General features: G+C 72.4%; 24 protein-coding genes. 11 read left to right on the plus strand and 13 right to left on the minus strand.

Translation table 11 applies throughout. The features are described from left to right. Positions 1 to 65: 65 nt before the first annotated feature. On the minus strand, positions 66 to 1313 hold the full coding sequence (locus K6I34_RS00695; RefSeq protein ID WP_229322002.1) for a geranylgeranyl reductase family protein: 1248 nt from the start codon (positions 1311 to 1313) through the stop codon (positions 66 to 68). A gap of 190 nt (positions 1314 to 1503) precedes the next feature. Here K6I34_RS00695 and K6I34_RS00700 point away from each other — a divergent pair, with 190 nt between their 5' ends. After that, on the plus strand, positions 1504 to 2895 hold the full coding sequence (locus K6I34_RS00700; RefSeq protein WP_229322003.1) for a dipeptidase: 1392 nt from the start codon (positions 1504 to 1506) through the stop codon (positions 2893 to 2895). Between the two features lie 160 nt (positions 2896 to 3055). On the opposite strand, the gene K6I34_RS00705 is transcribed toward K6I34_RS00700, so the two are convergent. Continuing rightward, a complete protein-coding gene (locus K6I34_RS00705) occupies positions 3056 to 4093 on the minus strand; it encodes an NUDIX domain-containing protein (protein WP_229322004.1) in 1038 nt (345 codons plus the stop codon). Between the two features lie 165 nt (positions 4094 to 4258). Next, a complete protein-coding gene (locus tag K6I34_RS00710; RefSeq protein ID WP_229322005.1) occupies positions 4259 to 5227 on the minus strand; it encodes an ROK family protein in 969 nt (322 codons plus the stop codon). Between the two features lie 240 nt (positions 5228 to 5467). Here K6I34_RS00710 and K6I34_RS00715 point away from each other — a divergent pair, with 240 nt between their 5' ends. Further along, the gene (locus K6I34_RS00715; RefSeq protein WP_229322031.1) at positions 5468 to 6457 is read left to right on the plus strand and encodes a LacI family DNA-binding transcriptional regulator; all 990 of its coding nucleotides are present in this window, start codon (positions 5468 to 5470) and stop codon (positions 6455 to 6457) included. Between the two features lie 42 nt (positions 6458 to 6499). On the opposite strand, the gene K6I34_RS00720 is transcribed toward K6I34_RS00715, so the two are convergent. The 5 genes from K6I34_RS00720 to K6I34_RS00740 all read right to left on the minus strand — a co-directional run bounded on the left by K6I34_RS00720 (position 6500) and on the right by K6I34_RS00740 (position 11031). Then, entirely contained in the window at positions 6500 to 7774 is a 1275-nt protein-coding gene (locus tag K6I34_RS00720; RefSeq protein WP_229322006.1) for an aldolase/citrate lyase family protein, read from the minus strand. A 171-nt stretch (positions 7775 to 7945) separates the two neighbouring features. Then, on the minus strand, positions 7946 to 8908 hold the full coding sequence (locus K6I34_RS00725) for an electron transfer flavoprotein subunit alpha/FixB family protein (protein WP_229322007.1): 963 nt from the start codon (positions 8906 to 8908) through the stop codon (positions 7946 to 7948). Between the two features lie 105 nt (positions 8909 to 9013). After that, positions 9014 to 9802 (minus strand): electron transfer flavoprotein subunit beta/FixA family protein, encoded by a 789-nt coding sequence (locus K6I34_RS00730; protein ID WP_229322008.1) that lies wholly within the window; start codon positions 9800 to 9802, stop codon positions 9014 to 9016. A gap of 190 nt (positions 9803 to 9992) precedes the next feature. Next, positions 9993 to 10499 (minus strand): flavin reductase family protein, encoded by a 507-nt coding sequence (locus tag K6I34_RS00735; RefSeq protein WP_229322009.1) that lies wholly within the window; start codon positions 10497 to 10499, stop codon positions 9993 to 9995. 205 nt (positions 10500 to 10704) lie between these two features. Then, entirely contained in the window at positions 10705 to 11031 is a 327-nt protein-coding gene (locus K6I34_RS00740; protein WP_229322010.1) for a thioredoxin family protein, read from the minus strand. Positions 11032 to 11409: 378 nt separating this feature from the next. Between K6I34_RS00740 and K6I34_RS00745 the strand changes: the two genes are divergently transcribed. Next, complete coding sequence (locus tag K6I34_RS00745; protein ID WP_229322011.1) at positions 11410 to 12135, plus strand: 1-acyl-sn-glycerol-3-phosphate acyltransferase; 726 nt, start codon at positions 11410 to 11412, stop codon at positions 12133 to 12135. 121 nt (positions 12136 to 12256) lie between these two features. On the opposite strand, the gene K6I34_RS00750 is transcribed toward K6I34_RS00745, so the two are convergent. Genes K6I34_RS00750 through K6I34_RS00760 form a run of 3 tightly spaced genes read right to left on the minus strand, consistent with a single transcriptional unit; the run spans position 12257 to position 15512 of the window. Next, entirely contained in the window at positions 12257 to 13348 is a 1092-nt protein-coding gene (locus K6I34_RS00750) for a low specificity L-threonine aldolase (RefSeq protein ID WP_229322012.1), read from the minus strand. Then, positions 13327 to 14088, minus strand: coding sequence for an SDR family NAD(P)-dependent oxidoreductase (locus K6I34_RS00755; RefSeq protein WP_229322013.1), 762 nt, complete (start codon positions 14086 to 14088; stop codon positions 13327 to 13329). Before K6I34_RS00755 ends, K6I34_RS00750 begins: the two co-directional genes overlap by 22 nt. A gap of 26 nt (positions 14089 to 14114) precedes the next feature. Next, positions 14115 to 15512, minus strand: a complete 1398-nt coding sequence (locus K6I34_RS00760) for a DUF6421 family protein (RefSeq protein ID WP_229322014.1) — start codon at positions 15510 to 15512, stop codon at positions 14115 to 14117. A 340-nt stretch (positions 15513 to 15852) separates the two neighbouring features. On the opposite strand from K6I34_RS00760, the gene K6I34_RS00765 reads away from it, so the two are divergent. The 3 genes from K6I34_RS00765 to K6I34_RS00775 are packed head-to-tail and all read left to right on the plus strand — an operon-like array spanning position 15853 to position 18496. Continuing rightward, on the plus strand, positions 15853 to 16830 hold the full coding sequence (locus tag K6I34_RS00765; protein WP_229322015.1) for an ABC transporter substrate-binding protein: 978 nt from the start codon (positions 15853 to 15855) through the stop codon (positions 16828 to 16830). After that, positions 16827 to 17735: an amino acid ABC transporter permease gene (locus K6I34_RS00770; RefSeq protein ID WP_229322016.1), complete on the plus strand. Its 909-nt coding sequence runs from the start codon at positions 16827 to 16829 to the stop codon at positions 17733 to 17735. The genes K6I34_RS00765 and K6I34_RS00770 overlap by 4 nt, the downstream gene beginning before the upstream one ends. Further along, positions 17732 to 18496, plus strand: a complete 765-nt coding sequence (locus K6I34_RS00775; protein ID WP_229322017.1) for an amino acid ABC transporter ATP-binding protein — start codon at positions 17732 to 17734, stop codon at positions 18494 to 18496. The genes K6I34_RS00770 and K6I34_RS00775 overlap by 4 nt, the downstream gene beginning before the upstream one ends. A 112-nt stretch (positions 18497 to 18608) precedes the next feature. Here K6I34_RS00775 and K6I34_RS00780 read toward each other — a convergent pair whose 3' ends face one another. Beyond that, on the minus strand, positions 18609 to 19157 hold the full coding sequence (locus tag K6I34_RS00780) for a GNAT family N-acetyltransferase (protein WP_229322018.1): 549 nt from the start codon (positions 19155 to 19157) through the stop codon (positions 18609 to 18611). 91 nt (positions 19158 to 19248) lie between these two features. On the opposite strand from K6I34_RS00780, the gene K6I34_RS00785 reads away from it, so the two are divergent. The 5 genes from K6I34_RS00785 to K6I34_RS00805 all read left to right on the plus strand — a co-directional run bounded on the left by K6I34_RS00785 (position 19249) and on the right by K6I34_RS00805 (position 23280). Further along, on the plus strand, positions 19249 to 19641 hold the full coding sequence (locus tag K6I34_RS00785) for a VOC family protein (RefSeq protein ID WP_229322019.1): 393 nt from the start codon (positions 19249 to 19251) through the stop codon (positions 19639 to 19641). A gap of 152 nt (positions 19642 to 19793) precedes the next feature. Further along, on the plus strand, positions 19794 to 20384 hold the full coding sequence (locus tag K6I34_RS00790; RefSeq protein ID WP_229322020.1) for a DUF5134 domain-containing protein: 591 nt from the start codon (positions 19794 to 19796) through the stop codon (positions 20382 to 20384). Between the two features lie 97 nt (positions 20385 to 20481). Then, positions 20482 to 21420 carry a M56 family metallopeptidase gene (locus tag K6I34_RS00795; RefSeq protein WP_229322021.1) on the plus strand — a complete coding sequence of 313 codons (939 nt, stop codon included), beginning with the start codon at positions 20482 to 20484 and terminating at the stop codon, positions 21418 to 21420. Between the two features lie 87 nt (positions 21421 to 21507). Continuing rightward, on the plus strand, positions 21508 to 22239 hold the full coding sequence (locus K6I34_RS00800) for a phosphatase PAP2 family protein (protein ID WP_229322022.1): 732 nt from the start codon (positions 21508 to 21510) through the stop codon (positions 22237 to 22239). A 75-nt stretch (positions 22240 to 22314) separates the two neighbouring features. After that, positions 22315 to 23280 (plus strand): pirin family protein, encoded by a 966-nt coding sequence (locus K6I34_RS00805; RefSeq protein ID WP_229322023.1) that lies wholly within the window; start codon positions 22315 to 22317, stop codon positions 23278 to 23280. 207 nt (positions 23281 to 23487) lie between these two features. On the opposite strand, the gene K6I34_RS00810 is transcribed toward K6I34_RS00805, so the two are convergent. Then, entirely contained in the window at positions 23488 to 25017 is a 1530-nt protein-coding gene (locus K6I34_RS00810; RefSeq protein ID WP_229322024.1) for a hypothetical protein, read from the minus strand. Positions 25018 to 25076 lie beyond the last annotated feature (59 nt).

The following is a 25076-nucleotide window of genomic DNA, read 5'->3' on the forward strand; positions in this document are numbered from 1 at the left end:
ACCGCCTGCCCGCAACAGCCGGAAGGCGGCCGCACTCGGAAGGCGGCCGCCCCTCTCCCCATCCGTCACGGACGGGCGTTCACGCTCCCACGGTCCACGGTGGACAGGACACGGCGGGCCACCGGATGCGTCCGGACGATCTCGGCGAGCGTGGTCGAACCGCGGGTGATCCTCGCGAAGGCCTGCCACGCCGGGCCGAAGCCCGTGACGGCCGCGTGCACAAGACCCGGGCGCCGCTTGTAAAGGGCGAGCATCCGGCGGCCGACGCCCATCTCCACGCCCAGACCGGCCTTGATGGCGAAGGCGTAGTTCAGCGCCTGGCGGCGCGCGTCGACCGCGTCCTGCGCCTCACCGATACGGACGGCCCACTCCCCCGCCAGGCGCCCCGAGCGCAGGGCGAAGGAGATGCCCTCACGGGTCCACGGCTCCAGCAGCCCGGCCGCGTCGCCGCACACGATGACCCGGCCGCGGGAGAGCGGCGAGTCGTCGGAGCGGCAGCGGGTCAGGTGGCCGGAGGAGACGCTCGGTTCGAAACCGGCCAGCCCGAGGCGGGCGATGAAGTCGTCCAGATAGCGCTTGGTGCCCGAACCGTCGCCCCGCTCCGAGATCACACCCACCGTCAAGGTGTCGCCCTTGGGGAAGACCCAGCCGTAGCTGCCGGGGATCGGACCCCAGTCGATGAGCACGCGGCCCGCCCAGTCCTCGGCGACCGTCGGCGGCACCGGGATCTCGGCCTCCAGGCCCAGGTCCACCTGGTCGAGCTCGACCCCGACGTGTGCTCCTATGCGCCCCGCGCTCCCGTCGGCACCGACGACCGCGCGGGCCAGGACCGTCCGGCCGTCCCCGAGCACGACGGCGACGGTGCGCCGGTCGGGCACGGCCGGGCCGTGCTGCTCGACGCGGGAGACGGTCACTCCCGTGCGTACCTCGGCGCCCGCCTTCTTCGCCGCCTCCACCAAGGCGGCGTCGAACTCGGGCCGGTTGATGAGACCGAAGAGCATGCGCTTGGAACGGCGGGTGCGCGTGAGCTTTCCGTTGAGGGAGAAGGTGACGGCGTGCACCCGGTCACGCAGTGGCAGCGCGAAGCCCGGCGGCAGCGCGTCGCGCGAGGGGCCGATGATGCCTCCGCCGCACGTCTTGTAGCGCGGCAGTTCCGCCTTCTCCAGGAGCAGCACCCGGCGGCCCGTGGCGGCCGCCGCGTGGGCGGCGGAGGCACCGGCGGGCCCCGCTCCCACCACCACGACGTCCCACACCGGCTCCTGGCTCCCGGCCGCGTCCTGCTCCACGTCCCGGCTCGCGTTGTCGCTGCTCACCTGTGCTTCTACTCCCGCTCTGTCACCGGCTACGACTACCGCCCGCATCCTACGGCCCGCCGGCCGGACGCCCCGCCGCGGGAAGGGCATGGGCACGTGGTGGGGCTGTCGTGGGAGGATCAGCAGCACAATCGCCTGTATGTACGGACCCTGTATGTACGGATAACGTCGCGCCCACGAGGAGCGTTCCATGGAGCAGTCCCAGGCCCGCGGGCCGCAGCCGGACCCGGCCGCGCTGGCGGCGACCGTCGCCGCACTCCAGCCCCGCGCCAGGACCGAGCTGGCCAAGCTGGTGGCCTTCAAGTCGGTGGCGGACGAGGCCCAGTTCCCCCGCAGCGAGTGCGAGGCCGCCGCGCACTGGGTGGCCGACGCCCTGCGCGCCGAGGGCCTGCGGGATGTCACGCTGCTCGACACCCCGGACGGCACCCGGTCCGTCTACGGCTGCCTGCCGGGGCCGGAGGGCTCCCCCACCGTGCTGCTCTACGCGCACTACGACGTGCAGCCGCCGCTGGACGAAGCGGCGTGGCTCTCGCCGCCCTTCGAGCTGACCGAGCGCGACGGGCGCTGGTACGGCCGTGGCGCCGCCGACTGCAAGGGCGGTGTGATCATGCACCTCACCGCGCTGCGGGCGCTGCGGGAGCACGGTGGCGTGCCCGTCGGGGTGAAGGTGATCGTCGAGGGCTCGGAGGAGCAGGGCACCGGTGGCCTGGAGCGCTACGCGGAGGCGCACCCGGAGCTGCTGACGGCCGACGCCGTCGTCATCGGCGACGCGGGGAACTTCCGGGTGGGCCTGCCGACCGTCACCGCCTCGCTGCGTGGTATGTCGAACTTCCGCGTCCAGGTGGACACGTTGGAGGGGAACCTGCACTCCGGCCAGTTCGGCGGGGCCGCGCCGGACGCGCTGGCGGCCCTGATCCGCATCCTGGATTCGCTGCGTGCCGAGGACGGTTCCACGACGGTCGACGGCATGGACGCGAGCGCGACCTGGGAGGGTCTGCAGTACCCGGAGGAGGACTTCCGCAAGGACGCGAAGGTCCTCGACGGCGTGGAGCTGATCGGCGGCGGCACGGTGGCCGACCGCATCTGGGCGCGCCCGGCCGTGACCGTGCTGGGCATCGACTGCCCGCCGGTGGTCGGCGCCACCTCGTCCGTGCAGGCGAGCGCCCGCGCCACGGTGAGCCTGCGGGTGCCGCCGGGCACGGACGAGGCCGAGGCCGCGAGGCTGCTGTCCGCGCACCTGGTCTCCGCCGCGCCGTGGGGTGCGCGCGTGACGGTCGAGAAGGTGGGCCAGGGCCAGCCGTTCCGCGCCGACACCTCCAGCCCGGCGTACGCGTCGATGGCCGAGGCGATGCGCCTCGCCTACGAGGGCCAGGAGATGCAGATCTCCGGCATGGGCGGCTCGATCCCGCTGTGCAACACCCTGACCTCCCTCTACCCGGAGGCGGAGATGCTGCTCATCGGGCTGAGCGAGCCGGACGCCCAGATCCACGCGGTGAACGAGAGCGTCTCCCCGGAGGAGCTGGAGCGGCTCTCCCTCGCCGAGGCCCTCTTCCTCGTCAACTACGCGGACGCCAAGCGCTGACGCGGGCCGGTGCCCCACCCGGGCTTCCGCCTCCGGCGCCCACGCCTACCGGGGTGGGCCGTGGGCCCGGTGTGCGTCCGCGGGTGGTCGTGGGCCGGTCGCGCCCATGCGGCACGGCCGCACCGTGTGACGGCCCGCGCCCCCGACGGGGCGCGGCTCGTCAGCCCACGGGGACGCCCGCCTCCAGATTGAGCGGGCGTCCCTGTTCCCGGGCGCGCAGCGCCCAGCGGAGTCTGCTCAGACGTACGGGCGGCAGCAGGGACGCGGCCTCGTGCTCCGTGACGAAGCGCCAGCCGCGCAGTTCGGAGCCGGGCAGCAGGAGCCGGTGCGCCTCGGCGGACGGCAGCCGCCCACCGTCGAAGAGGAATCGCAGGCCGCCGTAGCCGGGCGGCTTCGGCGGCTCCCAGTCGACGACCAGCAGACGCGGCACCTCGGGAAGTTCGATGCCGATCTCCTCGGCGACCTCGCGCATCCCGGCGCGGGCGGGCGACTCGCCGGGCTCCACCACCCCGCCGGGGAACTCCCAGCCCGGTTTGTAGGTGGGGTCGACGAGGAGCACCCGGTCCTCCTCGTCGAAGAGCAGCACTCCTGCCGCGAGGGTCTCGGCCCTCGGTTCCGGGGTCTGCACGATCGCGCAGACGCCCGCGGCGCCGCTGCGCACCGCCTCCGCGACCTGCCCGGCGACCTCGCGCGGAGTCCGTCCGCAGGTGTCGACGGCGAAGGCGTCGGCACGCAGCCACGGCAGTGCGGCCCGGTAGGGGGCGATGTGGTCCAGTGCCCAGCGCCGCACGCTCTCGTTGCGCTCCGGGTCGTCCTCGTACTCCTCACGGCTCGCGATACGCGCCCGAAGTATCGTTTCGTCAACCGTCAGCAGCACATGTCGAACAGGGATGCGACGGGAGGCGAGGGCACCGAACATCTCATCGCGGTACTCCTGTCGCAGCAGAGTCATGGGCACCACGAGCACCCCGCCCACCTCCGCGAGCAACGCGGCCGCCGCGTCCACGACCAGGCGCCGCCAGATCGGCAGGTCCTGGTAGTCGTCGACCTCGCCCATCCGCTTCGGCGGCACGATGTGGCGCAGTGCTCCGCCGATCACCTCGGGGTCGTAGAGGGTGCTGCCCGGGATCAGCTCCGTGAGCTCCCTCGCCGTGCTGGTCTTCCCCGTACTGAACGCGCCGTTCAGCCAGACGATCACGGTTCCCCCTCCTCCGTAGACCCCTGTGAAGTGCCCGGAACACCTTGCCACGGAAACGCGTGCGAGCGGCATGATGCACTGCCCGGCCCTCGGCCGCCAGCGGTAGCCCGGTCCGTCGTTCCCGGGCGCATACCCTCGCGCGGGAGTTCCACCCCTCCCCACGTGTCACCGCCCCGCGGGCACCGCCCAGAGTTCCAGCTCCTGTGCCGCCGCGGCCGCGGCCCCCACCAGGCCCGCGTCGGAGCCGAGCCGGGCGGGCAGGACCTCCACTCCCGACGCGAAGGACAGCGTCGCGTAGTCGCGGAGGCGCTCGCGCAGCGGGGCGAAGAGGACGTCACCGGCCCCCGCCACCCCGCCTCCTATGACCGCCACCTCGATCTCGACGAGGGTGGCCGTCGCCGCGATCCCGGCCGCCAGCGCCTGCGCGGCCCGCGCGAAGGACGCCCGGGCCACCGCGTCCCCGGCCCGCGCCGCGGCCGCGACGGCGGCGGCGCTCCGGTCGCCCCCGGGGCCCGGCCGCCAGCCGGAGTCGAGCGCGCGGCGCGCGATGTTGGGGCCACTGGCGATGCGTTCGACGCAGCCGCGCGCGCCACAGGGACAGATATCGCCGTCGAGGTCGACACTGATGTGACCGATGTGGCCCGCATTGCCCGTGGGCCCCGGGTGAAGGCGGCCGTCGAGGACCAGCCCGCCGCCGACACCGGTGGACACCACCATGCACAGGGCGTTGGCGTGGCCCCGCGCCGCGCCCTGCCAGTGTTCGGCGGCGGTCATCGCGACGCCGTCGCCCACCAGCGTCACCGGCAGCAGACCGCCCGCCCGCTCCCGCACCTCGTCGACCAGTGGGAACGCGCGCCAGCCCGGGACGTTGACCGGGCTGACCGTGCCGCGCGAGGCGTCGACCGGGCCCGCGCTGCCGATGCCCACCGCCCGTACGCGCGACCACGTGGCGGACCGGGCGAGTTCGTCCAGCACCTCCGCCACGGCGGCCATCACCGTCGCGGCGCCTTCCCGCGCGGGCGTCGGCCGCTGGGCACGGACGAGCAGACGGCCCTCGCCGTCCACCAGCGCCCCCGCGATCTTGGTGCCGCCGATGTCGAGGGCCGCGACAAGGCCGGTGTGGTCGGTGTGCATTTGCTGCGGTATCTCCTGGTCCACAGGCGACGAAAGGGCGTGCGGTCGTCAGTCTCCCCAGAGTTGACAACGTTGTCCAGGCTCTATGCTCGACGTCACCCCCCGCCCACCGACGCCGGCTGTGCGGCGCACGTGAGACCACTGAGACCACTGGGAGCACGTGCGGCCCACGCGAGACGCAAAGGACGAGCCACCGTGGCCGACACCAGCACGCAGTACCGCTACGGCAACCGCCCGACCATGAAGGACGTGGCGGCGCGCGCGGGAGTGGGCCTCAAAACCGTCTCCCGCGTGGTGAACGGCGAGCCCGGTGTCACCCCGGACACCGAACGGCGGGTCCAGGAGGCCATCACGGCGCTCGGCTTCCGGCGCAACGACAGCGCCCGCATCCTGCGCAAGGGCCGCACCGCCTCGATCGGGCTGGTCCTGGAGGACCTCGCCGACCCCTTCTACGCGCCGCTCAACCGCGCCGTAGAGGAGGTCGCCCGCGCGCACGGCGCCCTCCTCATCAACGGCTCCAGCGCGGAGGACCCCGAGCGCGAGCGCGAGTTGGCCCTGGCGTTCTGCGCCCGCCGCGTGGACGGGCTGATCGTCATCCCCGCGGGCGACGACCACCGCTATCTGGAACCGGAGATAACGGCGGGTATCGCCACCGTCTTCGTCGACCGGCCCGCCGGGCGGCTGGCCGCCGACGTCGTGCTCTCCGACAGTTTCGGCGGCGCCCGCGACGGCGTCGCCCACCTCGTCGCCCACGGCCACCGCCGCATCGGCTTCATCGGCGACCAGGCGCACATCCACACCGCCACCGAGCGGCTGCGCGGTTACCACGCCGCCATGCGGGCCGCCGGGCTGCCCGTGGACGAGAGCTGGGTGTCGCTCGGACCGACCGTGCCCGAACGCGTACGAGCCGCGGCGGAGGCCATGCTCTCCGGCCCCCGGCCGGTCACCGCCCTGTTCGCCGGCAACAACCGCGTGACGGTCACGGCCGTGCGCGTCATAGCGGCCGCGGCCCGCCCGGTCGCCCTCGTCGGTTTCGACGACTTCGAACTCGCCGACCTCCTCTCCCCCGCCGTCACCGTCGTCGCCCAGGACCCCGCCAGGCTCGGCCGTACCGCGGCGGAGCGGCTGTTCCGCAGGCTGGACGGGGTGACCGAGCCGCCGCGCCGCGTCGAACTGCCGACCCGTCTGATCCCCCGCGGCTCGGGGGAACTCCCGCCCGCCGAGGGCTGACCCGCCCGCCGTCGGTGGCTCCTGCGAAACACCGACGGCCCCTCAGACCGCCCGGCCCGCCAGCCGGTCGAGGTCCGCGCGCGTCAGCCCGGTCGGACCGGTCACCTCCGCGCTGTCGAGCGCCCCGCAGTCCAGCCCCCGCAGCAGGAAGCCGCTGAGCGCCCTGGCCGTCGCGGGCTCGTCCAGCACATCGCCCTCGGCCCTGCGGACATATGCGGCCAGTCGCTCGGCCGCCCGGCCGAGCCCCTCGCGGTAGAACGCGTACACCGCCGCGTACCGGGTGGGCAGATGGCCCGGGTGCATGTCCCAGCCCTGGTAGTACGCACGGTCCAGCGCACGGCGTACGAGCCGGTGGTGGAGCCGCCAGGCGTCGTGCACCCGCGCGGTGGGGCCGACGGGCAGCACATTGGTCGAGCCGTCCGAGAGCCGGACGCCGGTGCCCGCTGCGGCGACCTGCATCACGGCCTTGGCATGGTCGGCCGCCGGGTGGTCGGGAGCCTGCTGCGCCGCGCCCACCCCGCAGGCGGCACTGTAGTCGAAGGTGCCGTAGTGCAGCGCCGTCGCGCGGCCTCCCGCCGCGTCGATCATCCGGGCCACGGTGGCACGGCCGTCGGCGCCCAGGATCGCCTGGGTGGTCTCTATCTGGATCTCGAAGCGTATGCGCCCGGTCTCCAGGCCCCGGGCCTTCTCGAACTCCTCCGCCAGCCGGGCCATCGCCGCGACCTGTTCGGCGTACGTCACCTTGGGCAGCGTCAGGACCAGACCCCGGGGCAGTCCGCCCGCCTCCATCAGCCCGGTGAGGAAGATGTCGAGCGTGCGGACGCCGCGGTCGCGGACGGCGGCCTCCAGGCACTTCATGCGGATGCCCATGTACGGGGCCGCCGTGCCGTCCTCGTACGCGCGCGCCACCAGGTGTGCCGCCCGTACCGCCGCGGCGTCCTCCTCGGCGTCGGGGCGCGCCCCGTAGCCGTCCTCGAAGTCGATGCGCAGGTCCTCCACGGGCTCGCGTTCCAGCTTGGCCCGTACGCGCTCGTGGACGGGCCCGGCGAGCCCGGCGGGCAGCCCGAGCACGGCACCGAACGCGGCGGCGTCGCGGGCGTGCTCGTCGAGGGCCGCGAGGGCGCGGTCGCCCCAGGACCGGACGGTGTCGGCGGCGAACACGTCCGCCGGTACATAGACGGTGTGCACGGGCTGCCGCGTCCCCGGGTCGCCCGGATAACGCCGCGCGAGCTCCGCGTCGACCCCGGCGAGCGAGACCGCGACCTCCTCCCGCACCGCGCTGCTGAACGTCGTCGCGACCGTCTGGTGCTGCCCCATGCCCACCCTCCGCGTTTCCGCTGCACGGAATTCCCCATCCGTGCAGCGAAGTTAACGAGGACCCAGGCCCAAGGTCAACAGCCCGTGACGCACAAAAGGCCCCGCACGCGGGTGCGTGCGGGGCCTTGTCATGCGAGGCCTTGTCGTACGGGGCCTTGTCGTGCGGCGGGATCAGCCCTTGCGGGTCTTGATCTCCTCCGTCAGCTGCGGGACGACCTCGAAGAGGTCGCCGACCACGCCGTAGTCGACCAGGTCGAAGATCGGGGCCTCGGCGTCCTTGTTGATGGCCACGATGGTCTTCGAGGTCTGCATGCCGGCCCGGTGCTGGATCGCGCCGGAGATGCCCGCCGCGATGTACAGCTGCGGCGAGACCGACTTGCCGGTCTGGCCGACCTGGTTGGTGTGCGGGTACCAGCCCGCGTCGACGGCGGCGCGCGAGGCGCCGACGGCCGCGCCGAGCGAGTCGGCCAGGCCCTCGATGAGGGAGAAGTTCTCGGCGCCGTTGACACCGCGGCCGCCGGAGACCACGATCGCGGCCTCGGTCAGCTCGGGGCGGCCGGTCGACTCGCGCGGGGTGCGGGAGACGACCTTGGTGCCGGTCGACTTCTCACCGAAGGAGACGGCGAGCTGCTCGACCGTACCGGCGGCCGGGGCGGCCTCCGGAGCGGCGGAGTTGGGCTTGACGGTGATGACCGGCGTGCCCTTGGAGACGCGGGACTTGGTGGAGTACGAGGCCGCGAAGACGGACTGCGTGGCCACCGGGCCCTCGGCGCCCGCCTCCAGGTCGACGGCGTCGGTGATGATGCCGGAGCCGATGCGCACCGCGAGGCGGGCCGCGATCTCCTTGCCCTCCGCGGAGGACGGGACGAGCACGGCGGCCGGGGAGACGGCCTTGTACGCGGCCTCCAGGGCGTCCACCTTGGGGGCGACGAGGTAGTCGGCGAACTCGGCGGCGTCGGCCGTGAGGACCTTCATCGCGCCGTACTCGCCGAGCGTCTGCGCGGCGGCGTCGGCACCGGCGCCCAGGTGCACGGCGACGGGCTCGCCGATGCGGCGGGCGAGGGTGAGCAGTTCGAGGGTGGGCTTGCGGACGGCACCGTCCACGTGGTCGACGTAGACGAGAACTTCAGCCATGGGATGGAACTCCTGCGCAGAAAAGAGGCGGATGACGGTTCGTACGGGCTGACGGAAGCGCAGCCGCGGTGGGGGCCGGGAGCCTCACGGCCCCCGGGACCGCCGCTAGATGAACTTCTGGCCCGCGAGGAACTCGGCGAGCTGCTTGCCGCCCTCGCCCTCGTCCTTGACGACGGTGCCCGCGGAACGGGCGGGACGCTCCGTGGCCTCGTCGACCTTGGTCCAGGCGCCTTCGAGGCCGACCTCCTCCGCCTCGATGCCGAGGTCGGAGAGGTCCAGGGACTCCACCGGCTTCTTCTTGGCGGCCATGATGCCCTTGAAGGACGGGTAACGGGCCTCGCCCGACTGGTCCGTGACGGACACGACGGCCGGGAGGGACGCCTCCAGCTGCTCGCTCGCGGCGTCGCCGTCGCGGCGGCCGGTCACCTTACGGCCGGCCACGGCGACCTCGGACAGCAGCGTCACCTGCGGGACGCCCAGGCGCTCGGCGAGCATCGCCGGGACCACGCCCATGCCGCCGTCGGTGGAGGCCATACCGGAGATGACCAGGTCGTAGCCGACGTGCTCGAGGGCCTTGGCCAGCACCAGCGACGTGCCCAGCGCGTCGGTGCCGTGCAGGTCGTCGTCCTCGACATGGACGGCCTTGTCGGCGCCCATGGACAGCGCCTTGCGCAGCGCGTCCTTGGCGTCCTCGGGGCCCACGGTCAGGACGGTGATCTCCGCGTCGTCGTCGGCCGCTTCCTTGATCTGCAGCGCCTGCTCGACCGCGTACTCGTCGAGCTCCGAGAGCAGGCCGTCCACGTCGTCGCGGTCGACGGTCAGGTCTTCGGCGAAGTGCCGGTCGCCGGTGGCGTCGGGCACGTACTTCACAGTGACAACGATCCTCAAGCTCACGCCGGCTCTCCTACTGCATCGTCTCTTCGTAGCTGCCTTGTTCAGGCAGCATAGGCGCCTCGAGGGGCGCGTTCCGCTCGCGTCCGGGCAACGCCCCGAACGGAATGTTACTCGTCAGTACAGCGAGGGTGTCCCACGAACGCAAGGCACCTGGACTGTGATCTGCCCAACGCGCCCGACCAGGGACGTCTCAGTCGCGCAAAGCGTTGAAGCGACCCTGGTGGTAGAGCAGCGGGCGGCCGGCGCCCGCGGGGTCGCCCGCGACGACCTCCGCGAGCACGACACGGTGGTCGCCGGCGGGCACCCGGGCGACCACCCGGCACACCAGCCAGGCCAGGACGCCGTCGAGCAGCGGCACGCCCTCGGGGCCGCGCCGCCAGCTGGTGGGCGGGGCGAAGCGGTCGGCACCGCTGCGCGCGAAGGTGGCGGCGAGCTCCTCCTGGTGCTCGCCGAGTATGTGGACGCCTATGTGTTCCGCCTCGGCCAGCACGGGCCAGCTCGACGAGCCGGTGCCGACACCGAAGGAGACGAGCGGGGGCTCGGCCGCGACCGAGGTGAGCGAGGTGGCGGTGAAGCCGACCGGGCGGCTGCCGTACGCGGTGATCACGGCGACACCCGCGGCGTGCCTGCGGAAGACGGAGCGCAACAGTTCGGGGGCGGCGAGGCGGGGCGAGCCGAGTCCGGGCGTGGCCGTCATGGATCTGTCCTTCTGCTGGAGGTCGGAGCAGGAGCTGTACGGTCGGGGACGCTCACTGCCCCGGACAGCGCGCGCTCGCGGTCCTGAGCAGATCGATGTGCACACGTCCACGGAGAAGCAGTGCGGGCCACATGACGTCACCCTGACGATTCTGTGTGTACAGCGTCAAGCGTGGCCGGGAGGTCGGGAGGGGGATCACGGGCCGTCAGACCGCGGCGCCGAGTGCGGCGATGACATCGGCCTTGCGAGGCTGCCCGGTGGCGCGGCGTACGACGCGGCCCGCCGCGTCGAGGACCAGCACGGTGGGGGTGGCCGCGATGCCGAGGGCGCGGACGAGCCCGAGCCTGGCCTCGGCGTCGATCTCGATGTGCGCGACCCCGTCGACCATGGCGGCGACGTCCGCCAGGGTGCGTCTGGTGGCCCGGCACGGCTGACAGAAGGCGCTGGAGAACTGGACGAGCGTGGCCCGCTCCCCCAGCTCCGCGCCGAGCTCGGCGGCCTCCAGCCGCGTCTCCTCGCCCCGCACCGGCACGCCCGCCCCTCTCGTGTGATCGTCTCGTGTGATCGTCCGCCCGTGGTGTTCTCCGATTGCAGCGCCGTCGGAGCCCCGGAAATTTCCCGCCGCGTCCGCGGACACGGGGGAACACGGGGGAACCACGCCCTCCGGGAGCGCCCCGGTCTGCCGCCCGTGGGGGTCTGCCCGGGTCTGTCCGGGGTGCGCAGTGTACGGTCGCCCTACCGGACAATCTCCGGCGCCGCGGGCCGACGTGATGAGAATCTCCCGGTCCACGGGGTGTCCTGGCTGGTCCGTCGGCCGGGCGATCAGGCACGATCGGCCCGTAGCCAGAACCTACGGCCGCGTAACTTCAGCCGGGAGCCTGCTCCCCAGGCCCATAAGGATTTCCCCGATATGGCAGAACTCGTCTACCCCCCGGTGATCGGTGCCGCCCGTTCCCTGTTCAAGGCGCTCGACCTGCGCTTCGACATCCAGGGCACCGAACACGTGCCGCAGCGCGGCGGGGCGGTGCTGGTGAGCAACCACATCGGCTACCTCGACTTCGTCTTCTGCGGGCTGGCGGCCCGGCCCGCGAAGCGGCTGGTGCGCTTCATGGCGAAGGAGTCCGTCTTCCGGCACAAGGTGTCCGGGCCGCTCATGCGTGCCATGAAGCACATCCCGGTCGACCGCGCGGCGGGCACGGGCGCGTACAAGCACGCGCTGTCGGCACTCCGCTCGGGGGAGATCATCGGTGTCTTCCCGGAGGCGACCATCTCGCAGTCGTTCACGCTGAAGAACTTCAAGTCGGGCGCGGCCCGGCTCGCCCAGGAGGCGGGCGTGCCGGTGCTCCCGATGGCGCTGTGGGGCACGCAGCGGCTGTGGACCAAGGGGCACAAGCGGGATCTGGGCCGCAACCACATACCGATCACCATGCGGGTGGGCGAGCCCATCACCGCCGACCCGTCGGAGTCCCCGGACTGCATCACCGAGCGGGTGCGCGGCCGCGTCCAGGAGCTGCTGGAATCGGCCCAGCGGGCGTATCCGGTCCGCCCGAAGGGCCCGGAGGACACGTGGTGGATCCCGGCCCACCTCGGTGGTACGGCCCCGACCCCGGCGGAGGCCGGAGCGCTGGGTCGCTGAGCGGCCGCGCCTGGCGACCGGGGGAAAGCCGCCCCGCGCCCTTCGGGGCCCATGGACACAGTCGTGCGGCCGCGATGTCACCGACATCACGGCCGCACGGCTGTGTGCGTATGGCGTCCCGCTACTTGTGCTTGCCCATCTCCTCCGCGACCACGGCGACGAAGCCGTCCACGTCGGCCTCGGTGGTGTCGAAGGAGCACATCCAGCGCACGTCGCCCGCCGCTTCGTCCCAGTAGTAGAAGCGGTGGCGCTTCTGGAGGCGCTCGGTCACCTCGTGCGGCAGCCGGGCGAACACGGCGTTGGACTGCACCGGATAGAGGATCTCGACGCCGTCCACGGCCCGTACGCCCTCGGCGAGGCGCGTGGCCATGGCGTTGGCGTGCGAGGCGCTGCGGAGCCACAGGTCACCGGCGAGCAGGGCCTCGAACTGGACCGACATGAAGCGCATCTTGGACGCGAGCTGCATGGACGCCTTGCGCAGGTGCGCCATTCCGCGCACCGCGTCCGGGTTGAGCACGACGACGGACTCGCCGAACAGCAGCCCGTTCTTGGTGCCGCCGAAGCAGAGCAGATCGACCCCGGCGTCGGTGGTGAAGGCCCGCAGCGGGACGCCCAGCGTGGCCGCGGCGTTGGCCAGGCGCGCGCCGTCGAGGTGGACCTTCATGCCCCGCTCGTGGGCGTGGTCGCAGATCTCCCGGATCTCCTCGGGCGTGTAGCAGGTGCCGAGCTCGGTGGTCTGGGCGATCGAGACGATCTGCGGCTGCGCGCGGTGCTCGTCCTCCCAGCCCCAGGCCTCCCGGTCGATGAGCTCGGGGGTGAGCTTGCCGTCCTCCGTCGGCACGGCGAGCAGCTTCACCCCGGCCACGCGCTCCGGCGCCCCGCCCTCGTCGACGTTGATGTGCGCGGTGGCGGCGCAGATCACCGCGCCCCAGCGCTCGCTCGCCGCCTGGAGGGCGAGGATGTTGGCACCGGTGCCGTTGAAGACCGGGAAGGTCTGTGCCGTCGGGCCGAAGTGACCGCGCATCACGTCCTGGAGGTGCGCGGTGTAGTCGTCCTCGCCGTAGGAGACCTGGTGGCCGCCGTTGGCGAGGGCTATCGCCGCCAGGATCTCCGGGTGCGCCCCGGCGTAGTTGTCGCTGGCGAAACCGCGCAGCTCGGGGTCGTGCCTGCGGACAGCGTCGGTCGTCGCGGTCACGGTTGCGGGGTCAGCCACTGACGGGTTCCGTTCACTTCTCGAGCGGGCTTCCGCCAGACGCCGGCGATGGCCTCGGCCAGGTCCTTGACGTCGGTGAAGCCCGCGAATTTCGCGTTCGGGCGCTCGGCGCGCATGGCGTCGTGCACCAGTGCCTTCACGACCAGGACGGTGGCGGCCGCGGAGGGGCCCGCGTCGCCCCCGGCCTTGCGGAAGGAGTCGGCAAGGGCGAGCGTCCACGCCTCGGCGGCCGCCTTGGAGGCGGCGTACGCGGCGTTGCCCGCGGTGGGCTTGCTGGCGCCCGCGGCGCTCACGAGGACGAAGCGGCCGTTGCCGCTGCGGTGGAGCGGGGCCTCGAAGGCCAGCGAGGTGTGCTGCACGGTGCGGATGAGCAGCCTCTCCAGCAGCTCCCAGTCCGCCAGGTCGGTCTCGGCGAACGTCGCCGAGCCGCGCCAGCCGCCGACCAGGTGCACCAGGCCGTCGACGCGGCCGAATTCCTTCTCGGTGCGGTCGGCCCAGGCGCGGGTCGCGTCCAGGTCGAGCAGGTCCACCGTGTCACCGGTGACGGTGGCGCCCCCGTGGGCGTAGCGGGCGGCGTCCACGGCCTCGGCGAGGCGGGCCGCGTCCGCGTCGGCGGCGACGACGGTCGCTCCGGCCTCGGCGAGCCGCAGCAGCGTCGCGCGGCCGGCCGGACCGGCCGCGCCCGCCACCGCTACGACTGCCCCGTCCAGCCGGTGGTTGCCGTTGGTCTCTGTGCTCATGATCGTCGCCTCCTTCTCGCTCGTGCTCACGCGGCCGCCGCTTCCTTGCTCGCCGCGGTGATCCCCTTGGTCGAGGCGATCACGCCGCGCAGCTTCTTGGCAAGGGCCTCGTAGAACATGCTGAGCGGGAACTCGTCCGGCAGCACGTCGTCGACGAGCTTGCGGGGCGGCTGGGTCAGGTCGAGGGCGTCGGGGCCCTTGGCCCACACGGAGCCGGGGTGCGGGGAGAGGTAGGCCGAGACCAGCTCGTAGGCGGCGAACCAGTGCACGAGCTTGGGGCGGTCGATCCCGTCGCGGTAGAGCTTCTCGATCTCGGCGCAGAGGCGGTTGGTGACCTGCGGGGCGCGCTCCCAGTCGATGTGCAGGGTGTTGTCCGTCCAGCGTACGACGTCGTGCCGGTGGAGGTAGGCGAAGAGCAGCTGCCCGCCGAGGCCGTCGTAGTTGCGGACGCGCTCGCCGGTGACCGGGAAGCGGAACATCCGGTCGAAGAGGACGGCGTACTGCACGTCACGGCCCTGGGCGTAGCCGTCGGCCTCGAGCTTGACGGCCTCCTTGAAGGCGGTGAGGTCGCAGCGCAGCTCCTCCAGGCCGTACATCCAGAAGGGCTGCCGCTGTTTGATCATGAACGGGTCGAACGGCAGGTCGCCGTGGCTGTGGGTGCGGTCGTGGACCATGTCCCAGAGCACGAAGGCCTGCTGGCAGCGCTGCTGGTCGCCGATCATGTCCTGGATGTCGGCGGGGAGCTCCAGGCCGAGCGCGGCGACGGCCGCCTCGGTGACCCGGCGGAAGCGGGCGGCCTCGCGGTCGCAGAAGATGCCGCCCCAGGTGAAGCGCTCGGGTGCTTCGCGGACCGCGATGGTCTCCGGGAAGAGGACGGCGGAGTTGGTGTCGTACCCGGAGGTGAAGTCCTCGAACGTGATGCCGAGGAAGAGGGGGTTGTCGTAGCGGGTGCGCTCGAGCTCGGCGAGCCACTCCGGCCAGACGACGCGCAGCACGACGGCCTCGACATTGCGGTCGGGGTTGCCGTTCTGCGTGTACATGGGGAAGACGACGAGGTGCTGGAGGCCGTCGGCGCGCTGGGCGGCGGGCTGGAAGGCCAGCAGCGAGTCGAGGAAGTCCGGGACGCCGAAGCCGGAGTCGGCCCAGCGGCGCAGGTCGGCGACGAGCGCCCGGTGGTACTCGGCGTCGTGCGGCAGGAGCGGCGCGAGGTGCTCGACGGCCGCGACGACGCGGCCGACCTCGGCCCGTACGCTCTCGCCCGGCGGTGCCCCCTCCGCTTCGAGGTCGATCGATCCGTCGGGGGACTGCCACGGCCGGATCGTTTCCACCGCGTCCTTGAGCGTGGCCCAGGCCGGGTGGTCGACCACGCGGCCCGCCGCCGTTTCCTCGGCTGCTATCGTCATCGACGAGAAAATTTCCGACATGGCTGCCCCTCCTCAGAAAAACTTGGCGTTAAGACACCGTATCTGTGTGCGGTTCTTCCGCTCAAGAGGGGAAGCCATAAATTATCCTGCCGCCCCTCGTTCAGGCCGCGATTTTTCCTGCCGCTGCTCCCCCTGACGGCCCCAGGAGCCTCAATCCGCCGCGTGCGCCGCAGAGGGCGTCGGCCACTGTCCTAGCCGTGTTCCGGCCATTGCCGGCTTCTTCCCGGCGGCTACCCGGCGGGAGCAGCGAGAATTCACGAACCGGCAACACTCTTCCGCTATTCGGACAGCTGGCGGTCCGACCTGGACAGACTCCCTCGGGCGCTGCCAGTCTCCCGGCATGTCAGCCGCCACTGAGCGCACACACCGGACGACTGCCCGTTCCGGCTCCCGCGCCGCACCCTCCGTTTCCGCCTGGTCCGCCTGGTCCACCCGGCCCGTCCGGCGCGGCCGCCCGCTGCGCCTCGGCGCCGTCCTGGCGGTCCTGGTCGCCGCCGTGGCGGGCTGTGCCCCGCAGGAGGACACCGGCTCCGCGGCGCCGCCCGCGGGACTGTCCACCGGAACCGGGTGCGCGAAGGGACGGCTGGCCACCGTGGCCGACGGCAAACTGACCGTGGGCACCGACAAGCCCGCCTACGCGCCGTGGTTCCGCGACGACGATCCGGCCGGCGGCAAGGGCTTCGAGTCGGCCGTCGCCTACGCCGTCGCCGACCGGCTCGGCTACGCCCGCTCCGACGTGGTCTGGCAGACCGTCCCGTTCAACTCCGCCGTCGCGCCGGGCAGGAAGAAATTCGACCTCGATTTCAACCAGATCTCCGTCAGCGACGAGCGCCGCAGGGCGGTCGACCTCTCGTCCGGCTACTACACGGTCCGCCAGGCGGTCGTCGCGCTGAAGGATTCGCCCGCCGCCAAAGCCACCACGGTCGAGGACCTCCGGCACGCCAAGCTGGGCGCGATGGTGGGCACCACGAGCCTCGACCTCGTGAACGACACCGTCCGCCCCGGCCGGCAACCGGCCGTCTTCCAGAAGAACGACCACGCCAAGACGGCGCTGAAGAACGGCCAGGTGGACGCGATCGTGGTCGACCTGCCCACGGCCTTCTTCATCACCTCGGCGGAGATCCCGGAGGCGAGGATCGTCGGGCAGTTCCCGTCCTCGGGAGGCCGCGCCGAACAGTTCGGCATCGCGCTCGACAAAGGCAGCGGGCTCACCGCCTGCGTGAACAGAGCCGTCGACTCGCTGCACGAGGATGGCACCCTCGCCCGCCTGGAGAAGACCTGGCTCTCCGAGGCCGCCGACGCCCCGGTGCTGACATGACGGCCGAGCACCCCGCGACCGCCGCGGTCGCGCCCCCGGAGGCCCAGGTCCCGCCGGGGGCATACGTCCCGTCGGCCCGCCGCCTGGAGCGCGAGCGGATCCGCCGGTCCCGCACCCGGCGGGCCACGACGGTGGCCACCGTCAGCACCGTGGTCACCGGCACGGTGCTGGTGCTCGCGGTCCTCGCGTCGCCCGGCTGGCCGCGCACCCGCGAGACGTTCTTCAGCGCCCACTACGCGCGCGAGGCACTGCCGAAGGTGCTGGACGGGCTGCTGCTCAATCTGCGCCTGCTGGTGATCTGCGGAGCCGCGGTCCTGGCGCTCGGGCTGCTGCTGGCGATCGCGCGGACCCTGCGCGGCCCGGTCTTCTTTCCCCTGCGCGCCCTCGCCACCGCCTACACGGACTTCTTCCGTGGCCTGCCCCTCGTGATCTGCCTGCTGCTGGTCGTCTTCGGTGTGCCCGCACTGCGTCTGCAGGGGGTGACGACCGACCCGGTGCTGCTGGGCGGTACGGCGCTGGTGCTCACGTACTCGGCCTATGTCTCCGAGGTGTTCCGCGCGGGGATCGAGTCCGTGCACCCCAGCCAGTGGGCCGCGGCCCGCTCTCTGGGGCTCACCCACCGGCAGGCGCTGCGCCACGTCGTGCTGCCGCAGGCCGTACGCCGCGTGATCCCGCCGCTCCTCAACGACCTGGTCTCGCTCCAGAAGGACACCGGGCTGGTCTCGATCGCGGGCGCCGTCGACGCCGTCTACGCGGCACAGATCCTCGCCGGGAAGAGCTTCAACTACACGCCCTACGTGGTCGCCGGGCTCGTCTTCGTGGCCCTCACCATCCCCTTGACGCGGTTCGCGGACTGGGCCACCGCGCGGATGGACCGCCGCCGGACGCAGGGAGGGATCGCATGAGCGTCACGGAGTCGTCCCGGGCGGTGCTGCGGCTGGAGGCCGTCCGCAAGACGTTCGGCACGTCGGTCGTGCTGCGCGACGTCGATCTGGAGGTCGCCCCGCACACCGTGACCGCGCTCATCGGCTCGTCCGGCTCGGGCAAGTCGACGCTGCTGCGCTGCGCCAACCTGCTGGAGGAGATCGACGACGGCGCCGTCTTCCTGGACGGGGAGGAGATCACCGACCCGCGCGTGGATCCGGACACGGTGCGCCGCCGGATCGGCGTGGTCTTCCAGGCGTACAACCTCTTCCCCCACATGACCGTGCTCGAGAACATCACGCTGGCCCCGCGCCGGGTGCACGGGGTGCCGCGGGACGAGGCGGAGGACCAGGCGCGGGAGCTCCTGGAGCGGCTCGGTCTGGGTGACAGGGCGGGCGCCTACCCGGACCGGCTGAGCGGCGGACAGCAGCAGCGTGTGGCGATCGCACGGGCCCTGGCGGTACGGCCCCGGCTGCTGCTGCTCGACGAGATCACCGCCGCCCTCGACCCGGAGCTGGTCGGCGAGGTGCTGGGGCTCGTCCGCGAGCTCAAGGAGGAGGGCATGACCATGGTCCTCGCCACGCACGAGATGGGCTTCGCCCGGGACGTCGCCGACCAGGTGTGCTTCCTCGACGGCGGCGTGGTGCTGGAGCGGGGCACGCCCGCCGAGGTCTTCGGCGCGCCGCGGCAGGAACGTACGCGGCGCTTCCTGAGCCGGCTCGTGGAAGCGGGCAGGCTGTAGCACAGGGCGTGACGCGGGGCGACGGCCGTCGTGCGCAGCGATGCGGGAAGACGGGCGGTAAGGGGCACTGTCCAGGGACAGTGCCCCTTACCGCTGACCATACGGCCCAGTGCTACCCGAGTTCCTTGACCAGCAGCTCGAACTCGAGGTCGTCGCGCTGGGGAATGCCGAAGCGCTCGTCGCCGTAGGGGAAGGGCGACATCTGCCCGGTGCGGCGGTAGCCGCGCCGCTCGTACCAGGCGATGAGCTCGTCACGCTGCCGGATGACCGTCATGTGCATCTCGCGGACACCCCATTCGGCACGCGCGAACCGCTCGGCCTCGGCTATGACCACCTTGCCGAGGCCCGAGCCCTGCAGCGACGGGCGGACGGCGAACATCCCGAAGTAGGCGTGCGCGCCGCGGTGTTCGAGCTGGCAGCAGGCGATGGTCTCGCCGTCGCGCTCGGCCACGAGCAGACAGCTGTTCTCGTCCGTCACGACGGCCCGGACGCCCTCGGCGTCGGTCCGCTGCCCGTCCAGGATGTCCGCCTCGGTCGTCCATCCGACGCGGCTGGCGTCGCCGCGGTAGGCCGATTCCACGAGCGTCACGAGGGCGGGCACGTCGGCCACGGTGGCCTCCCGGAAGGTCGGCTCGGCAGTGCGGCTGCTGGCGGTCTCCATGGTCTCCCTGCGGTCCTCTCCATACGTTTCCACTGCATATATCTATTGCATACGCACACTAACCCGATCAGCTCTGCGTACAGTCGCCGTCATGGTGCATGTACTGAGCAGCAGAGTGCTACTGCGGCCCACCGACCCGGAACGGTCCCGGGACTTCTACGGCCGGACCCTGGGCCTCGCCGTCTACCGCGAGTTCGGGACCGGCCCCGAGCGGGGCACCGTCTACTTCCTGGGCGGCGGCTTCCTGGAGGTGTCGGGCCGCGCCGACGCGCCGCCGGGGCCCGGCCTCGAGCTGTGGTTCCAGGTCGCGGACGCCGCGGCGGCCCACGAGGAGTTCCTCCGCCGGGACGTCCAGGTGCTGGAGTCGCCGGAGACCAAGCCGTGGGGGCTGATCGAGATGTGGATCGCGGACCCCGACGGAGTGCGCATCGCGGTGGTGGAAGTGCCCGGGAACCACCCCATGCGCTACCGCCCGGGCATCTAGCCGGCCCCTCCGGTGCGCCCTCCGTGACACCGCGCATGCGCGGGCGCACCGCACGCCCTGAAAAGCTCCCCCTCTGCGCCCGTGCGCTCCCATGTGATGCAACTGGAAGGGGAATCCTCCGGGGGTAGGTCTGCGCATCCGGGAGGTGTGCTGTGCACGGACCGCCGCTCATCGACTGGCTCCTGGTGGCCCTGTGCGCCGCGACCGGCGCGTACTGCCTCGCGAGCATGCGTTCCGGTGGCAGGGCAGGATCCGCGGCGTCCACCGCCACCGGCGGCGACGCCCTGATGGGCCTCGGCATGGCGGTGATGGCGGTCCCGACCGCCGTCCTCGACACCAGACCCTGGGGGGCCGCCGCGTTCGCGGTCGTCTTCGGGGCGGCCGGTCTGCGCTCGCTCCTGGTGGCACGCGGCCGCACGGACGGCCCGCATCTGCACCACGCGATCGGCGCGCTCGCCATGGTCTACATGGCACTGGCCATGGCGGGCACCCCGATGAGCAGCCACAGCGGACACAGCGGGACCGGGCACACGGCCGGCGGCCACATCCCGGCGGGAACACCCTTGCTGACGGGCCTGCTGCTGATGTACTTCGCCGTGTACGTCGTACGGTCGGTGGCGGCCCTGGTGCCGGTCGTCTCCGTGACCGCCGGGGAGGCCGTCTGGCCGGGCCGGCCGAACCTCACCAACGCCTGCAGGCTGTCGATGGGCATCGGCATGCTGGCGATGCTCCTCACTCTCTGACCGCTCTCCGAGGCCGCAGAGGACACGGCCCGTGGGATGCGTCACTTCGCACGCGGGACCGTACCCTCACGGAGCGTGGCGCTCATAGGCTGCCGCCATGATGGTCCCGCTCGCGCTGCTGCTTCTCGGCGGACTCGTCGCAACACTGGCGCCGCGCGTACTGACCCGCGCCGACTGGCCCGACCGCGAACCCGTCGTGGCCCTGTGGGTATGGCAATGCGCGGTGAGCACCGTACTGCTGTGCTGCGTCCTCGCCATGTCCCTCAGCGCTGCCGCGGCGTGGGAGGCGGTGCGCGGCCACGTGTTCGCGCTCGCTCCGAGCGGCGTCGTCGAGGCGTACGCCCTCGCCTCGTACCGGCCGTGGGCCGCGCCGCTGGCCGTGCTGCTGGCCTTCGGTGCCGTATGGACCGGGGCGATGCTGACGCGCGAGATCCGCCTCGCGCGGGCCCGCAGGCGGCGGCGCCGCGCCGAACTCCTCGTCCGTGCCCCGCAGTTGCCCGGCGAAGCGCCGGGCGCGGGGCGACTGGTGGTGCTGGAGGGCGAGCGGCCGGACGCCTGGTGGCTGCGCGGCCGCACGGCCCCGCGACTGGTCGTCACGACGGGCGCGCTGCGCCGCCTCTCGGACTCCCAGCTCGACGCGGTGCTGGCCCACGAGCAGGGCCACGCGCGGGCGCGGCACCACTGGCTGCTGCACTGTTCCTCGGCCCTGGCGACGGGTTTCCCCCAGGTGCCGGTGTTCGCCGCGTTCCGCGACCAGGTGCACCATCTCGTCGAGCTGGCGGCGGACGACGCGGCCTCGCGACGGTTCGGCCGCCTGACGACCGCACTGGCCCTGGTCGAACTCAACGAGGACCGCGGGGTCTTCGGCCCCTGTCCCACGCAGCTGTCGCAGGTGCCGGGCCGCGTGCACCGGCTGCTGGAGCCCGCGCCGCGGCTGACGGCGGCGCGGCGGCTGCGGCTGACGGCCGTCGCGGCACTGGTGCCCGCCGCGCCGCTGCTGGTGACGTTCGTCCCCGGGCTCAGCGCGCTGCGCTAGCCGCGCGCCTCCGGAAAGCCGGAAAGGTGGCGCGGCGGGGACGTCGTCCGTAAAGATCCGGCCATGCACGTTCCTACGCGTCCCGCCATGCCCGCCACGCCCGCCACGCCCGCCGCTCCGGGGCACATCGCCCGCCGCACCTGGCGGTGCGCTGCCGTCCTGTGCGCGCTGTTCGTCGTCCTGCTGGTGCTGGTCGCCTGCTCGTGGGGGCCGCTGATATCGCTCGACCGCCGGGTCGCGGACGGGCTGCATCCGTTGGCTGTCGGGCACCAGGGCTGGACGCGCGTGGTGCGCTGGCTGTCGGGGGTGCTGTGGGACCCGTGGACGATGCGCGCGGTGCTCGCCATCGCCGCGATCCGGCTCGCGCGGCGGCGGGAGTGGCTGCTCGTGGTCTGGATCGCGGTGACGTCCGCGCTGGGCACGGTGCTGCAGCAGACGCTCAAAGCCGCTGTCGGACGGAGCCGCCCGCGCTGGCCGGATCCGGTGGCCACCGCGTCCTACCAGGCGTTCCCTTCGGGCCACGCACTGACCGCCACCGTGACGTGCGGGCTGCTGGTGTGGCTGCTGTGGTTGCACCGCTCGCGTGCGGGAGTCATTCGCGTCACCTGGGCGGCGAGCGCGGTATCGGTGATCGGGGTGGGTTTCACACGGCTGTACCTGGGCGTGCACTGGCTGTCCGACGTAGTGGCCGGGTGGCTGCTGGGCGGGGCACTGGTGTCCGCGTCGGCCTGGGCGTACGAGGTGCTGGTACGGGGGCGCGCGGACGAACGCGGCTTGTGCATCACACGCATCACGCGCCTTACGCGTCGCACCCGGTGAAGGGGTGCGGCCAGGCGGCGCAGCCGGTTGTCCACAGGCCTGCCGCTCGGCGGCCTCCGCTGGCACAGTGCTGCCATGAGCAATCTCGATCTCCGGCCCGCCCCGGCCGTATGCGGCGGCCGCGCGGACGTCATGGCGCGGCCGGTACGCGACCTGTTGCCCGCGAAGACGGTCCCGCTCGGCGAGAGCACGGTCGTCCGGCGCCTGCTGCCCAGCCTGGGGCGGCGCATGGTGGGCGCGTGGTGCTTCGTCGACCACTACGGACCCGACAACATCGCCGACGAGCCGGGGATGCAGGTGCCGCCGCACCCGCACATGGGCCTCCAGACCGTCAGCTGGCTCCATGAGGGCGAGGTGCTGCACCGGGACAGCCTGGGCAGCCTCCGGACCCTGCGGCCGGGGCAGCTGGGTCTGATGACGGCGGGGCGCGCCATCGCGCACTCCGAGGAGTCGCCGCGCGGGCACCTGCCCCTGCTGCACGGCGCCCAGCTGTGGGTCGCGCTGCCGGATGCCCACCGGCACACAGCCCCGATGTGGGAGCACCATGCCGAGCTGCCACAGGTGACGGGCGGCGGGCTGCGCGCCACGGTCGTCATGGGCGAGCTCGACGGCACGGTCTCCCCCGCCACCACATTCAGCCCGCTGACAGGAGCGGACATCGCCCTTGCCGCGGGGGCCTCGGCGCGCCTCCCGGTCCGGCCGGACTTCGAGTACGCGGCGCTGACCATGTCCGGCGAGGCGGAGGTGGACGGCGTACGCCTCGCGCCGGGCTCCATGCTCTATCTGGGCTGCGGCCGCGCCGAACTCCCGGTCCGCGCCGATGTGGACAGCGCGTTCATGCTGCTCGGCGGAGAGCCGTTCGAGGAGCGCATTGTCATGTGGTGGAACTTCGTGGGGCGTACGGGAGAGGAGATCGCCGAGGCGCGCGAGGACTGGATGACAGGAACCCGTTTCGGGGAGGTGCGGGGCTACGACGGCCCCTCGCTGGCCGCGCCCGCGCTCCCGCCGGTGCCGCTCAAACCACGAGGAAGGGCGCGCTGACCCGCCTTGGGACGGAGGCGTCGTCACCACTGTCGGCCGCCCACCGTGGTACGGATCCGGTGTCCTGCGGCACAGCTCTGCCGCGCCGCGAGCGTGGGAGCCCCCGTCGGACGTGACAGGTCCCGGCGGGTCCCACGCTCGCGCCTTCCGCCCCGCTGACGACGCCTCGCCTCCCTGGCGTCGCCGGGTGGGCGGAGCGTCGGTGTATCAGTGCTGCTGGGGCTTGCTGCCGCCGGATCGGTCCTTGTCACCCGGTGGCGTGTCGTCCTGCGGAGTGCGCGGCTGGGGGATCCGTATGGCTCCCTTGCCGTGTGCGAGTTGCACCTCGCGCTGCACCTTGGGCATCGGCAGGCGCATCGCGAACGCCTGCACGCCGCCGATCTTCAGATACGGCATGACCCATCCCTCCAGGTCGACCCCCGCGAACAGCTTCCAGTCGGCGTCGGCCGCGGCCTTGCCCTCGGTCGACCCGCTGGCCCCGCCCTTGACCTCGGTGCGCACGTACGGCGCGGCGACGTCGCCCTTCACCCCCACGCTGCCGTAGAGGCCGAGGTTCGCCTCGGTGCCGAACCGGACCTTCGCGTTGACCGCGGCCGAGGCGCTGGCCTTCAGCGTCGCGGGGGTGAAGTTCGCCTTGGCCTCCGGCTGCCACCCCTCGCGCAGACCGAACGCGGAACCGAGGGCGAAGTCGCCCTTCACCGGGTCCTGCTGGACGTCCAGGCTCGCCTTGCCGTCGGCGTCGATCAGGACGTAGCAGGTGAGGTCGATGTTGACGGTCACCGGAAGTTCACCGATGTAGAAGGTCGGGTTGGCGTGCAGGACGACAAACGGCACCCGCACCGGTTTGCCGGTCGTGGGGGCCGTCCTCCCCTTGAAGTGGAATCCCGAGGACCAGTCGCCGCTCAGCCTCAGGCCCGCCCCGGAGGGGCCGTCGCCCGAACCGCGGCCGTAGTAGGTGAAGTCGATCTGTGGCGCGAGTTGGACGAAGCCCTTGAGCGATGCTTTGGTCGGACTGTCCGGCCCGTCCTTCTTGGCGTCCTTCTCCGTGTCGATCGTGGTGTCGACGTCGACGCGCAGGCTGCCGAAGGGCAGTTTGAGGCCCTCGGGTCCGGCGTGGACGTTACCTCGCTGGGCCCAGGAGAACTTCACCCCCGGGACGAGCGAATCGGCCTTGAAGCCGGACGGGTCGACGGGCAGCTTGCTCTTGACCTTGGCATCGCCCAGCACGGTGGAGAGATCGGCCGGGGCGGTACGGACCTCGGTGCCCTTCGAGGTCTTCTTCTCCACCTTCGTGACCTTGGCCAGGATGCCCTTGGGGGCGCCGGGCGCGGGCTTGCTGGCAATGATGTCGCCGACGGCGACGGGCTTGGGGGCCGTCGGTGTCGTCGGTGTAGCCGACGAACCCGGTGTGCCGGACGGACCGGGCGGGTTCGGGGTGACGTTCTGGGATATGACGGCGCGGCCGCTCTTCTCGTCGATCGAGTCGACCTTCACTGGAGGCTTCCGCGCCGTGACACCGCCTCCGGCCGGGACGGTGACGGCGCTGGGCGCGGCGTCCCCCGGGGCGGGTGTCACGAGCTTCAAGTCGGACTTGGAGGGTGTGGTGCCGGCTTCACTGGTGCTCACCGCTTCGTCCAGGGTCGGGCTGCTTTCGAACGGCGAGCAGCCGGCCAGGGCGAGTGAGAGGGAGGTGAGCAGCACCGGTGCCAGTGCCGCTCTTCTGCGGAGGTTGCGCATAGTGGGTCCTCGTGGATGGGTGTGAGGGAGGGGTCTGTTTTCTCGGCAAGAGTGGTGGC

The sequence above is a fragment of the Streptomyces sp. UNOC14_S4 genome (assembly GCF_020740835.1).
Lineage (GTDB): Bacteria > Actinomycetota > Actinomycetes > Streptomycetales > Streptomycetaceae > Streptomyces.

Coding starts and splice junctions, on each gene's coding strand:
- K6I34_RS00745 (WP_229322011.1), top strand. CDS start 11,410: ATGGCAGAACTCGTCTACCCCCCGGTGATCGGTGCCGCCCGTTCCCTG.
- K6I34_RS00800 (WP_229322022.1), top strand. CDS start 21,508: ATGCCCGCCACGCCCGCCACGCCCGCCGCTCCGGGGCACATCGCCCGC.
- K6I34_RS00715 (WP_229322031.1), top strand. CDS start 5,468: ATGAAGGACGTGGCGGCGCGCGCGGGAGTGGGCCTCAAAACCGTCTCC.
- K6I34_RS00720 (WP_229322006.1), bottom strand. CDS start 7,774: ATGGGGCAGCACCAGACGGTCGCGACGACGTTCAGCAGCGCGGTGCGG.
- K6I34_RS00725 (WP_229322007.1), bottom strand. CDS start 8,908: ATGGCTGAAGTTCTCGTCTACGTCGACCACGTGGACGGTGCCGTCCGC.
- K6I34_RS00795 (WP_229322021.1), top strand. CDS start 20,482: ATGATGGTCCCGCTCGCGCTGCTGCTTCTCGGCGGACTCGTCGCAACA.
- K6I34_RS00780 (WP_229322018.1), bottom strand. CDS start 19,157: ATGGAGACCGCCAGCAGCCGCACTGCCGAGCCGACCTTCCGGGAGGCC.
- K6I34_RS00735 (WP_229322009.1), bottom strand. CDS start 10,499: ATGACGGCCACGCCCGGACTCGGCTCGCCCCGCCTCGCCGCCCCCGAA.
- K6I34_RS00710 (WP_229322005.1), bottom strand. CDS start 5,227: ATGCACACCGACCACACCGGCCTTGTCGCGGCCCTCGACATCGGCGGC.
- K6I34_RS00785 (WP_229322019.1), top strand. CDS start 19,249: ATGGTGCATGTACTGAGCAGCAGAGTGCTACTGCGGCCCACCGACCCG.
- K6I34_RS00760 (WP_229322014.1), bottom strand. CDS start 15,512: ATGTCGGAAATTTTCTCGTCGATGACGATAGCAGCCGAGGAAACGGCG.
- K6I34_RS00765 (WP_229322015.1), top strand. CDS start 15,853: ATGTCAGCCGCCACTGAGCGCACACACCGGACGACTGCCCGTTCCGGC.
- K6I34_RS00700 (WP_229322003.1), top strand. CDS start 1,504: ATGGAGCAGTCCCAGGCCCGCGGGCCGCAGCCGGACCCGGCCGCGCTG.
- K6I34_RS00770 (WP_229322016.1), top strand. CDS start 16,827: ATGACGGCCGAGCACCCCGCGACCGCCGCGGTCGCGCCCCCGGAGGCC.
- K6I34_RS00775 (WP_229322017.1), top strand. CDS start 17,732: ATGAGCGTCACGGAGTCGTCCCGGGCGGTGCTGCGGCTGGAGGCCGTC.
- K6I34_RS00755 (WP_229322013.1), bottom strand. CDS start 14,088: ATGAGCACAGAGACCAACGGCAACCACCGGCTGGACGGGGCAGTCGTA.
- K6I34_RS00805 (WP_229322023.1), top strand. CDS start 22,315: ATGAGCAATCTCGATCTCCGGCCCGCCCCGGCCGTATGCGGCGGCCGC.
- K6I34_RS00810 (WP_229322024.1), bottom strand. CDS start 25,017: ATGCGCAACCTCCGCAGAAGAGCGGCACTGGCACCGGTGCTGCTCACC.